This is a genomic window from Ruegeria sp. AK11 (assembly GCF_056541095.1).
Genome location: NZ_JBQFXU010000012.1, coordinates 100,978 through 111,642, shown reverse-complemented (window position 1 = coordinate 111,642; position 10,665 = coordinate 100,978). Strand labels below are relative to the sequence as shown.

At 58.1% G+C, this 10,665-nt stretch carries 11 protein-coding genes; 2 read left to right on the top strand and 9 right to left on the bottom strand.

All coding sequences use genetic code 11. The features are described 5' to 3' along the window. Positions 1-597: 597 nt before the first annotated feature. The 5 genes from ACR0D9_RS18745 to ACR0D9_RS18725 all read right to left on the bottom strand — a co-directional run bounded on the left by ACR0D9_RS18745 (position 598) and on the right by ACR0D9_RS18725 (position 5,646). Entirely contained in the window at positions 598-798 is a 201-nt protein-coding gene (locus ACR0D9_RS18745; RefSeq protein ID WP_480539817.1) for a hypothetical protein, read from the bottom strand. Between the two features lie 668 nt (positions 799-1,466). Next, positions 1,467-2,003 (bottom strand): hypothetical protein, encoded by a 537-nt coding sequence (locus ACR0D9_RS18740; RefSeq protein WP_480539816.1) that lies wholly within the window; start codon positions 2,001-2,003, stop codon positions 1,467-1,469. Positions 2,004-2,180: 177 nt separating this feature from the next. Further along, positions 2,181-4,046: a ParB/RepB/Spo0J family partition protein gene (locus ACR0D9_RS18735; RefSeq protein WP_480539814.1), complete on the bottom strand. Its 1,866-nt coding sequence runs from the start codon at positions 4,044-4,046 to the stop codon at positions 2,181-2,183. A 324-nt stretch (positions 4,047-4,370) separates the two neighbouring features. Further along, positions 4,371-4,775 (bottom strand): DUF3768 domain-containing protein, encoded by a 405-nt coding sequence (locus tag ACR0D9_RS18730; RefSeq protein ID WP_480539812.1) that lies wholly within the window; start codon positions 4,773-4,775, stop codon positions 4,371-4,373. Between the two features lie 526 nt (positions 4,776-5,301). After that, positions 5,302-5,646: a WGR domain-containing protein gene (locus ACR0D9_RS18725; protein ID WP_480539810.1), complete on the bottom strand. Its 345-nt coding sequence runs from the start codon at positions 5,644-5,646 to the stop codon at positions 5,302-5,304. A 235-nt stretch (positions 5,647-5,881) separates the two neighbouring features. Here ACR0D9_RS18725 and ACR0D9_RS18720 point away from each other — a divergent pair, with 235 nt between their 5' ends. Together ACR0D9_RS18720 and ACR0D9_RS18715 are read left to right on the top strand one after the other, a co-directional pair. After that, on the top strand, positions 5,882-6,919 hold the full coding sequence (locus ACR0D9_RS18720; RefSeq protein ID WP_480539808.1) for a hypothetical protein: 1,038 nt from the start codon (positions 5,882-5,884) through the stop codon (positions 6,917-6,919). Continuing rightward, the gene (locus ACR0D9_RS18715; RefSeq protein WP_480539806.1) at positions 6,913-7,671 is read left to right on the top strand and encodes a hypothetical protein; all 759 of its coding nucleotides are present in this window, start codon (positions 6,913-6,915) and stop codon (positions 7,669-7,671) included. The genes ACR0D9_RS18720 and ACR0D9_RS18715 overlap by 7 nt, the downstream gene beginning before the upstream one ends. Positions 7,672-7,726: 55 nt before the next feature. Here ACR0D9_RS18715 and ACR0D9_RS18710 read toward each other — a convergent pair whose 3' ends face one another. From ACR0D9_RS18710 to ACR0D9_RS18695, 4 genes are read right to left on the bottom strand one after another with little or no spacing between them, the layout of a single operon-like run. Beyond that, positions 7,727-8,203: a type II CBASS E2 protein gene (locus ACR0D9_RS18710; protein WP_480539804.1), complete on the bottom strand. Its 477-nt coding sequence runs from the start codon at positions 8,201-8,203 to the stop codon at positions 7,727-7,729. A 5-nt stretch (positions 8,204-8,208) separates the two neighbouring features. Beyond that, entirely contained in the window at positions 8,209-9,408 is a 1,200-nt protein-coding gene (locus tag ACR0D9_RS18705) for a nucleotidyltransferase domain-containing protein (protein ID WP_480539802.1), read from the bottom strand. Then, positions 9,405-10,391: a CBASS cGAMP-activated phospholipase gene (locus tag ACR0D9_RS18700; protein WP_480539801.1), complete on the bottom strand. Its 987-nt coding sequence runs from the start codon at positions 10,389-10,391 to the stop codon at positions 9,405-9,407. Before ACR0D9_RS18700 ends, ACR0D9_RS18705 begins: the two co-directional genes overlap by 4 nt. 7 nt (positions 10,392-10,398) lie before the next feature. Then, the gene (locus ACR0D9_RS18695) at positions 10,399-10,623 is read right to left on the bottom strand and encodes a DUF2188 domain-containing protein (protein ID WP_480539800.1); all 225 of its coding nucleotides are present in this window, start codon (positions 10,621-10,623) and stop codon (positions 10,399-10,401) included. Positions 10,624-10,665: the final 42 nt, after the last annotated feature.

The following is a 10,665-nucleotide window of genomic DNA, read 5'->3' as shown; positions in this document are numbered from 1 at the left end:
CGGATAATCTGGTTGCGGCTCTTGGCTCCGAGCGCGGTCACAGCCGCCTCCAAACGCTCCAGCGCATCCACTGGCAAACGTACGGAAAATACGGTGGTGTCAGAAGTTTTGCTCTCGCTCAATTCGCAATCAATCTCTAGTTGCATTTGCAATTTGTAACACAACTACCTTATCCTGTCATACTCTCCAAGAGCAAACCGACGCGATTTGAGAAATCTGTATTTTCTTAAATCTCCGCCGGAACAGTTTTGCTCTTGGAGGCAACCTCCACGCCGGGAAAAGGGTCCCGTCCCTTTTCCAGCCAACAGGCGTGGGTGCCGGTGGACCGGCGCAGGGCAATCACGCAAAGCGTGGGCTGCCCGAACAGCGCCTGTCACTTTCCGGCACGTTAAATGCAATCTGCATTTTCCGCGCGCCTGGGCGCGCTCAACTTCCCGACGCTCTGGCGGTGGGAGTGGCAGGGGTGCAAACTGCCGCACTGCGGCGGGCCACCTCCCCTGCCCGGCCGTTAGGCTTTGCGCCACGCGTGGCGCATATGTGATCCGGTTCTTTGGCCGGAGCAGAAGAAAGGGCGGCTTACGCCGCCCTGCCCTCGTGTCATTCGGTGACGGGCTCGTCATCGGTGCGCTTCGGGAAGGCCACCATCTCGACGCCGGGGAACATGCTGTGCCGGACCTGGATCGAGGTGATGTTGCCGGTCTCATCGGTATTGACGAAGAGAACCCCGCAGCGATCCCAGAAAGTCTTGCCTTCTTTTTCACCGGTCTTGACGTTCAGTTTCAGAGTTTGAGTTGCCATTGTTTGATCCTCGCTATGACGTGTTTCGATGAACATGGGAAATGCGGGCATCAAGGGGATGTCAGCAGGGAATTTGGTCCGCGCGGAATGCGACGCAGGCGCAGGGGAAATTCCCTGTTGAAGCGCAGCGCCCGTTCCGGGCACCGCGCGTCTTCCCCGACTGCCCGCTTATGTTCCTCCCTTCGGAAACACGGCAGCCGAGGATCATCTCCGGCAACAGGTTTGAAACTGTCAGGCCAAGTGAAAAGGCAAGACTTTCTGGGATCGCTGCGCACGGGTCATCTGAACAAAGCGATACCGATGAGACCGGCAACATCGCCTCGATCCATCATAGGCGCGTTGCTCAATTCGGAGTGCGTGTGGCCTTTATGGGTCAGAATGACCCTCGAGGCAAAGAATGAAAGATCGCTGGTGGTGCAGGTCGCCCTTTTCAGAAGGCGGAGGCCAAAGACCGGACGGTCCGGCCCTGGTCCGCGCTTGAGTGGACCAGGTTATCAGGCGGACTCAATTTAGCGGAGTGGATATCGCGGTGACATAACCACGACCCGTGCGCCTGGCGGCAGGACCCGCGCATGGAAAAAGGCGGCGCGATGTCGCCCCAAGAAAGAGGCCCACCGAAGCGGGCCACAAGTTTAACCGAAGGAAAATCTGGAGGTATTGAGTACAGGCTAACGCTTGCGCGCGCGATCGACAACACCGTCGGCTGTTATCGTAGCAATCCGGTCCTCAGTGCGCCGGGTCATTTCCACGCCGTCACCCGTCATATGCGCCTCGGCAAATTCAGTGAACTTGAAGATACTGCCATCGGCTTCAACATGGGTTTCATCTTCCGCTGAGCGGCGTTTCACCGACCCGTCATGGCGGATTTCAATGATTGTATTGTCGGCCATGCGGACGGTCACGGAATGCTCGTCAACGGCCACGCCTTGCCACCACATATCCGCGTCGCGCCGAACAACAATTCGGTTTGGATGCAGCTTGATCTGCACGTCCTGTGCGGCTTCCGGGTCAGCGGCTTTGACAACAACAATTGCCTCTTGTGCACTTGGGTCATTGTGGATCGACGCACTTCCGTTCTTGGGGGGCCAGAGCTTTGGCTGCTCGCGCGGCTTGCCTGTCTGATCCGTATGGAAACCGACAAACATCTGCGCGGACTTCCAAACGCGGCGGGCCGCTTTCTCGAGCTTGTTTGATGGGGTTTCCATGGGTCTATCCAAATCCGTTTTGACCAAGTGATCGCTTTTGAGAATGAGCCGGGTGGCCGACCTCTGATAGCTATGCGCGACAGGGTGCTCGCGCAATGCCACTTTGAGTTTTCATCATTGAGGCTGACACAGCCAGAGATTGATAGGCAGGGCGCAAAGCGCCCTGCCCCGTCGGGTTCAGAAGCAATCCGGCACCCAGGCATCGATCCGGGCTTTCTGTGCCTCGGTCACGCCCAGTGCATCCTGATGCTCTTTGTCATTGAAGAGCTTGTGCAGCGCTTCGTTCTTCGTACCTTTCTTGGATTTCGCGAAGGCTTTGAACATGTCGGTATCGACATGCAGGTCCAGCAGCTCTTTGTAGAGATCATCAAGTTGCCAAACTTTTAGACGTTTGAAGCAGTTCTCAGCAGACGGTGTCCAGATCGCACGCATGTCGGCACCAATCTCAGCCTCGATCTCGACCATGAACTCCGGGCGCTGGGTCAGGAACCGCCGGGCCAGAAAGGTTGTGATCTCTCCGTTGCGGGTCTTCTTGCCCAGATCGCGAAACGCTTTGAACGCCTCCACGCAGCCTTTTGCGGCCATCTCCTGGAATTGGACATAAGCTGCCTCTGCCGCAGCGTCCCGTTCCCCGCCAAGACGCGGGTCGAGGATGAACTGGTCGTCGATCTCCGGCGTGTTCCGCTCAGCGCCACCATAGCCAAACCCAAACAGGGTGCTGGTTAGTCCGGAGGCCGGGGTCGCATAGAAGGCAAACAGGCTCAGCACATAATCAGGCTTGTCCAGCAGGGCCGTTTGAACCGCCGCCAGCCGGATCGCCACCATGTCATTGATGAACTTTTGCGAATAGGCCGGTTTTGGCTTCTCTACGGTCTCTGGCTTTTCGACTTGGGCCAGAACCCCGGCCTCAATGGCGGCCTGCACATGTTCTGCCGCGACATAGGCCGACGATGTTTTGATCTCACCACTGTTGCTGACATAGAGGAACACACCGGACAGCTTACGCTGATCGTCGGAATAATACGGCGCGGCATAGTCCTCGAGCGCGGCCAGCTCCTTTTCGCCCTCCGCGTCCAGAGCCTCAGCCTCATAGAGTTCGACAAGTTCGTCATACCGCTCGGCCTGCTCTTCGGTGAACTCCCGGCTCACCATCTCCAGACGGTGCATGCCTTCACTCCCCGAAAACCCAAAGGGAATGTAGCTTTCATCATGGGTTTCCACCCAGTCCCAGCCTTCCGCTTCACGCAGCTTTTCCGCTTCTGCCGCCAGTTTCTCAGCAAACAGACGGTCCAGCAACGCGCCATCATTGAACAGGGTTTCATCGGCAAAGAGATCAGCGGTGACGGTGCCACCTGCTTCAACATAGGCCTCCTGACCCACAAACACGGCCTTGCGGTTGGTGCTGCGGACAGCCTCCGATGTCAGGGCCTGTTTGACATCATGCTCACTGAACCACCGGCATTCCTTGGCCTGTTCCAGCACCTCCAGAATTTTCTCTTCTTCGGTGCTGACGGTCATGGCTTTCGCCAGACCCATGCTGATCTCACCCGCCTTGAGCGCGTCCAATACGGCGGCAGGCAGACCGGCCAATGCGAGGCGACGGCGCACATGGGCTTCGGTCACTCCAAACGCGTTGCTGATCTTGGCAACAGACAGGGATTTCTCCGCCATCTTGCCATAGGCGCGGACCTCGTCCACCGGGTCCAGTTCTTCCCGGGCGGTGTTTTCCGCGTTGGCCCACTGCTCGGCCACAAAGGGGTTATCCGTGACCTTCACCGGAACCTGTCCCAGATCAGCGCGCTCGGACACGGCGATATTCAGAGCCCGCAGGCGACGGCCACCGGCGACAACAGCGACTTTGCCATCGGCATCGCGCAGACCGCTGAGGTTCTGGATAAGGCCGCACATGACCAGACTATCAGCCAGCAGAGCAATGCCTTCCTCAGCAACCTCTTGTCGTGGGTTCAGGTCAGACAGATAGAGATCGGAGAGCGAGATGGTTTCGATGGTTTCCGGTGCGGTGAATGTTTCGACTTTGCTCATTGGGCAAATCCTTGTTTGAGAGTTTCGCTTCGTGTTAAGGGTGCCCTACCCCTCTCGGGGTAGAGCGGGGCCGCTTATGCGGCTGCGTGTTGTTTCAAGAAGCGGAGTGCGATGTTGGCTGACAGGCCTCCCTTCTTGAGCAGCTCAAAGGCTTCGTGCCGTCGTTGCTGCAAAGTTTCCTGACTTATTGTGATCACCCCCTTTCAGGTTTTTGCGGGCATAGGTTCACCCATTGCCCGGCAGGGCATGCTTGCATGTCCCGAGAGGGACCTTTCCTGCGCGGGTTGCGCATGCAGACCCTGCCCCTTTGGGACAGGGCTGGTTTCAGTATTCGCTGGGGCACATGATGGTCAGGACGCGGCGCGTCACTGACGTGTCAAACGGGCGGTCGGACCCGTATGTGTAATCCTTGTCGTAAAGATCGATCTTCCAGAACAGCTTTTGATCGCTGACTGTCACCGTCCCGAATGTGTGATCGCCATAGGGGTCATTGCTTTCGTCGAACTGGTCGTCCGATGCCACTGCCTTCAAAGCTGCGGTCTGGAACTCCATCCCTTCACCTGACACACCGGGCGTGACAAACACCTGTCCCTGAATGCCTTTTGTCTGCATCTCGATCGCCGTTGCCGGATCGATCAGGGCTTTCCGAAACAGGTCATTCTGCGCTGCAATCTCTGCCGCCTGAAGGGTCGCGTCATTTTCGATGTCATTTGTCGCTTCACTGTTCAAAACCGTCTCTCCTTTTGTGGTTCGACCTCCGGGGCTGGTCCCCTTTTGGTGCTGGTTTTGAGCCGAGCCCTGAAAGGGCGTCGTCTCTAAAACCTGCCTCGTGGCGAACGCGGAGAGGGGCGAGACAGGACAAATCGACAAGAGTGGTGCGGCCCGCAGCGCAACGCGCGAGGACACGGTCTTATCTATTTGTCTTGTCCGAGGGGGGAGGCCGCGCCTTCCCCCTGGCGTCGGGGGGCGTTTGGCTTGTCCAAATCCTGCCCGACCACCAAAAGAAGCCAAAGGATCTTCGATCCTGCGGAAGCGCAGAAGGGATCGTCACCCGAATGGGCAGATCACCACGGCGTGGAGCGACCATGACCCAAAGCCCCTGCCCCGGCTCGCAAGAGACGGTTCAGGGGCTACTGGGACAGGGAGATCATGCTGGGGTGTTCTGGGTGGAAGCCGATACGTCGGCTGGAACCTAGAGCCCGGTCACGAGCCAGCAGGCGCGGGATTTGCTACGGAAACAGATTGCAACCCGAAGTCACTCACCGACCGGAACATACCCTCGACGGCGCTTTTTCTTTTCGAGTTTCTGGAGTGCATCAGCAGCCTGGGTTTCATCTTCGTACGTCACCATCATGGCTTGCCCGTTCGTGCCAATACGTCCCCAGGTGCGAAGAACGGACACTTCGCCAAACAGCGTCGGCTGCAACTCTATTCCGTAGAACCGCGCCACGTTGACGTCCGAGTCTACATGGATCAGGTGGACAGGTGTGGTTGCCGTCAGCTCCATGACGCGATTGTCGGCGAACTCAGCCCGTCTGTCCAATGACTTTGCGAAATCAATTCCCGTGAAAGGATTCTGATCCTGAATGGAAAATGACATCGAATGCATCCGCTACTACTATAGCTGACCAATATGCAGGTAATAGGATCGGGATCGAGCCACTCGCTAGTTAAGCAATCAGGAACCAACCGGCTTGTTGGGCAAAGTCGACGGGCTCAACGGACACTGCCGCACTGTTTAAACGCTTCGTAGGGAGCGGTGCGTAAAAGCCGGTACACTTAATGCTAACATCAAACTTGAAAGCTAACAATATCAGTGTTAGCGTTTCGAGATCATGTTAGATACGGATGCGAAACCCTCTCAGGACCTCTTAAAGGCTGCGCAGTCCCACCTGCGCGCGGCTCTACATGTCTCCGCCAGCTTGAAGACCTGGGAGAATGAGAAAGGGCTGCCGCTTTTCCTTGCGAACGGATTCGAGTACCGACAAATAGAGCTCTTAGGGCATTCGATCCTGCTCACAGTACCGAAATCTGACGACACAAAAAATCCTACGGGTCTTGCCAAGCAACTTGGAGTCATCCAGCGCCACTTTGAGGGAATCCTCGTATTGGTCCTGGACCATCTATCCTCCTATCAGCGCAGTCGGCTCATCGAGGAGTCCGCGGCTTTCATTGTACCTGGCAATCAGCTCTTCATCCCGCAGCTTGCAATGGACCTCAGGGAGCACTTTCGACGCAGACGTGACTTCGCGGAGGACCAACTTTCTCCCGCTTCGCAGGCGCTCTTTCTGCGGCACCTGAATCTAAGGGACGTGGAAGACGCGCGACCGAGCGACCTCGCGGAAATCTTGCGATACTCGGCTATGTCGATCGGCCGCGCATTCGAAGAGCTGGAGTCCAGCGAGCTAGCGCATGTGGAAACGCGAGGGCGTAGCAAGCATATCCAGTTTTCCGAAGCTCCTCGCGAACTTTTCGAAGCGGCGGTTCACAAACTGCGTTCGCCCGTCAAGGCCGAGCATTGGTTTCATGCACCCTCCCTGCCGAAGGGCTTCCACGGCAGCCCATTGCCTGAGTATCTGCCAACTGGTGGCGAAAGTGCGCTCTCGGAGCGTTCGACGATGTCCAAACCCCGCATCCTGTGTTTTGCTGCCGGGCCAAAGGACTGGAAGCGAATTCAAAGTGGCGAGTTTGGAAAAGAGGTCGAAAAGGACGAGGAGCCGAACTTCTCGATCGACGTTTGGTGGTACGACCCCGATATCGTGTCAGGTACGCGTGAGGTCGATGTGCTGTCGCTCTACCTGCAGTTCCGCGACAACCCCGACGAGCGGCTGGAAGCCGCTGCGGAACAATTGTTGGAGGAGTTCGCATGGTAGTCGGTCTGGACAAGTTTCGTGAGCATTTTGCGGAACATGCCGACCATTATGCGGTTATCGGCGGCACCGCATGTTCGATGATTCTCGAGGAGGTCGGCATCGATTTCCGTCAGACCAACGACATCGACATGGTGCTTTGCGTCGAAATCGTGGATCCGTCTTTCGCGCAGTCCCTGAAAGCCTTCCTCGATGGGGGGGGTTACCAGGCGCGCGAACGCAGCAACGGGCGACGCGAGTTCTACAGATTCCATAAGCCAACCGACCCAGCGTATCCGGCAATGCTCGAGCTTTTTGCACGAAAGCCCGAAGCGCTGGAAATCCCGGAGGATGCTGGGCTGACGGTAGTAGAGGTTTCGGACGAAACTCTCAGTCTCTCCGCGATCCTGTTGGACACAGACTATTACGAGGCACTCCTCGGGAGCCGTCGCGCTATTGACGATGTTCTTGTTCTCGACGAGCGCCTGCTGATCCCGTTCAAGGCCAGAGCGTTCGTCGACTTGTCTCAGCGAAAGGACGAAGGCGACGCGAATGCCAAGGGGAACGATATCAGGAAGCATCGAAACGATGTGTTTCGATTGCTTCAGCTTCTCCCCACCGATCAGCTAATCGAGGTTACTGACCCTTTGAAGGCTGATCTCAGGGCCTATGTGGAGAGGGTGAACGAACTGCCGGACTTCGACCCGAACGCGTTCGGTGTCCCCATCGATCGAGAAACTGGCCTCGGCCTGATCTCCAGTCTCTACCAGCTCTGACGACCGTTAGCAGACACGTCTGCGAGCCAAGCCGAGAACGTCGCGGGAGCGAAACTCAACGCATACGGCGCAGGCTGCGGCGCAACGCGCGGTTGCCCTCGTCTGGGTCATCCTCTCCAGGGTGTTTTCCCCCGCCTTTCCAGTCGCCCGACACGAGCCATTCCTCGAAATAGATCAGCCATAGATAGGTCCAGGGGATGATGGTGAGGTCCAGACGCTTGCTAGCGTCCCATTGCCCGGTCCCGGGTAAATAGAGACAGAGCCGATCCGGGTTGTGGTAGATATGCGGCAGCTCGCGTCCACCGGCGAGCAACCTCAAGTCAGGTTCTACGACCCGAACATCCGGCGTCCCGTCCCTCTCCAGGAATAGAGTGACCTGATACGACCGGGAAAGCGGCGTCGGTTGCGCCTGAAAACGCCATTCCAACCGGCGCGGACCAAGCACCCCCGCGCCGGCTATCGTCTTGGACCTCCGCAGAAACAGATACTGCTGGGGCAGTGACAGCCGGTTTCTCGTGGTCGATCCCGCCATCGCGCCTAGTCCCCGAAAAACTCGTTCTTGAGAACGGGCGTCGAAGCGGCCGATTTTTGGGTGGTCAGGCCAACACCCGCGCCGAGCATGAGAGCGCCCGTTTTGCGCCCTTCGTTCAGCGCATCCATCCGCCGGTTCATGGTCCGGGCAACAAGTTTGTCGCCCAGGCTGTCCTTCATGGAGCCTACAATCGCGTCGAGGCCAACGAGGTCACGCAGGGATTCGAAATCCGCAAGCGCCTTGCCGTGCCATTTGTAGAAAGCCTCTACCCGCGCGGGTTCTTCATTCCAACGCTCGGCAAAATTTTCGCCCTGCGTGGTCTCGTTCCAGACCGCGTAGATCTGACGACCATTGACCAGCGGGCGTTCGATGAAGACCGGCATCAGACGGATCGTGTCGATCAGCACCTGGAGCTCGTCTGCGAAAACGTAGCGCCTGACGCACATCTCATAGGATCGCATGGCCAGGGTCGTGATGATGATCGAGATCGGCGCGATTTCTTCCTGAACATGCAGGAATTCCAGATCCCGGTGACGCTTCAGGAGCTGCACGGTCCGCCGCAGAATACCCTTGACGGACTGACGTACCGGGAAAGGCTCTGTCGTCGCCGCGTCGCGCTGTGCCGCGATGATCGACTGCGTCATCCTCGGAACCAGGGCCGCCCGTTCGTCGAAGAGGGCCCGATAGGCCCGAGGATTCGTAGCATGCCAGTCTCGCAGCTTGCGATCGGGCACCAGCTCACCACCGTTCATGCAGTTCGGATTTGCAATGGTCGGAGAGATGTCGAGGTGAAAATCACCGGCGTAGTTCAGGCGCCAGCAGCGCTTCTTTTCTTCCAGGATCGACGTGTAGTAGGCATGTTCGCGCAAGCGCTTGCCGATTGCAGCCTTCAGGCGCGCCGGTGCGATTTCCGGGCCGAGGCCGAGGATGAAGCTGATCAGGTCGACATCGAACTCGTCGCGCCCGATCGGTTTGATCGAGGTGCCGAGTGCGCCAGAGCCGTGCAGGTAGACATGAAGGGAGGCAAGCATCGGGTCACTCGATCCGGCCAACCAGTCCGCGACCGCTTCGTAGCTGGTGCCGGCCTTCTCGAACTGGGCCTGGGTCCATTCCAGCTCCTGGCAGATTTCTTCAAGGATCGTGAAGACCTGCGCCCGCCGCTGAATGGCGGTATCGGTGAGAGGGTGCGAGAAGATCTGGTTCATGCTGCGTTCCGTTCGAGTTGATGCACGGGCTCGAACGGCTCGGCAGGTTGCTGGAAGAAGATGGGGGTCAGGGTGGGGCTCGCGTGCCGAGCACTCGAGGCGCCAAGCCCTTTGAGTCTCTGGATCTTGGTGGTGTCGTCGAGGGAAAAGAAACCCTCAGGCACGCTCGGCGAATACCGGTGAACAGCGGTCCGGTCGTGCGGATCGCCTGTCAGATGACGGGCAATGCCGAGCGCTCCACGGGATTGCCCGTCCATGAGAAGACTGAGGGCCTTCAACCCGAGACCGGCCTTGCCGGGGGATTCAGGCAGCATGTAGACCTCGTCGACACAGCCGAGGCTCAGGATGTGCAGGTCCTGCGGAGACCAGCCAAGCATCGAGATCGCTTCTACGGTCGCGACGCCCACCGGATTGTTGCACCAGGTGCCGCCATCGAGAAGCCCGACATCATCCACCGTCTTGTGGCGTGCGAAATAAGTCGGAGCGGCTGACGTCGCCATCGCGGCGTCGAGGGCAGGCTTCCGGTAATCCTTGGTGAGCCGCAGATGATGTGACGTCTTGTAGATGTAGACGCTGCGCTGATCGGCATCCCAGGCCGGGATCAGCAACCGGGTCTCCGCTTCGCCGATGAGCTTGTCACCGAGGACGGCGCGGAGCTCGTCCCGAAGCGTGGATGCTTCGTGCTTGGGCTTGACCAGGTGACGCAGGGCGGCACGCGCATCTCGAGCTTTTTGTCCGAGCCAACTCTTGTCTCCGACTTGCCCGAAAATCGTCGGCCCGCGATTTTCGTAGAGTTCGAGGAGGGTTTTGGCCGGGATTCCGAGGGCAAGGCCGATCGCGAGAATGCCCCCGGTTGACGTTCCCGCAATCAGATCGAAGTAGCGGCCAATCGGTTCATCAAGGTCTTCTTCCAAACCCGCCAGAAAAGCCGCGGGTTGGGTGCCTTTGATGCCACCGCCATCGATGCACAGGATACGTCTCATGGTTCACTTAGCCTTCCGGGGGATAGGGGTCTTTGCCGTAGGTGTTGCGCTCACGGATGCGACCGTTGGTTCCGTGGATCAGCATTTCCGAGCCCTGATTGCGGGCGATGTCCCGCGCCTGGGTGATCGCGGCTTGCTGCGTCGGGTGGATAGCCGTTGCCTTTGCATTGCCGGCGCCTTTCACGGCCCAACCATCTTTGTGAGGAACAACATGCTGATTTTTCTTGGTCATTTTATTCTCCAAGTGTCATTTTTCCTTGACAATTCGTCAATC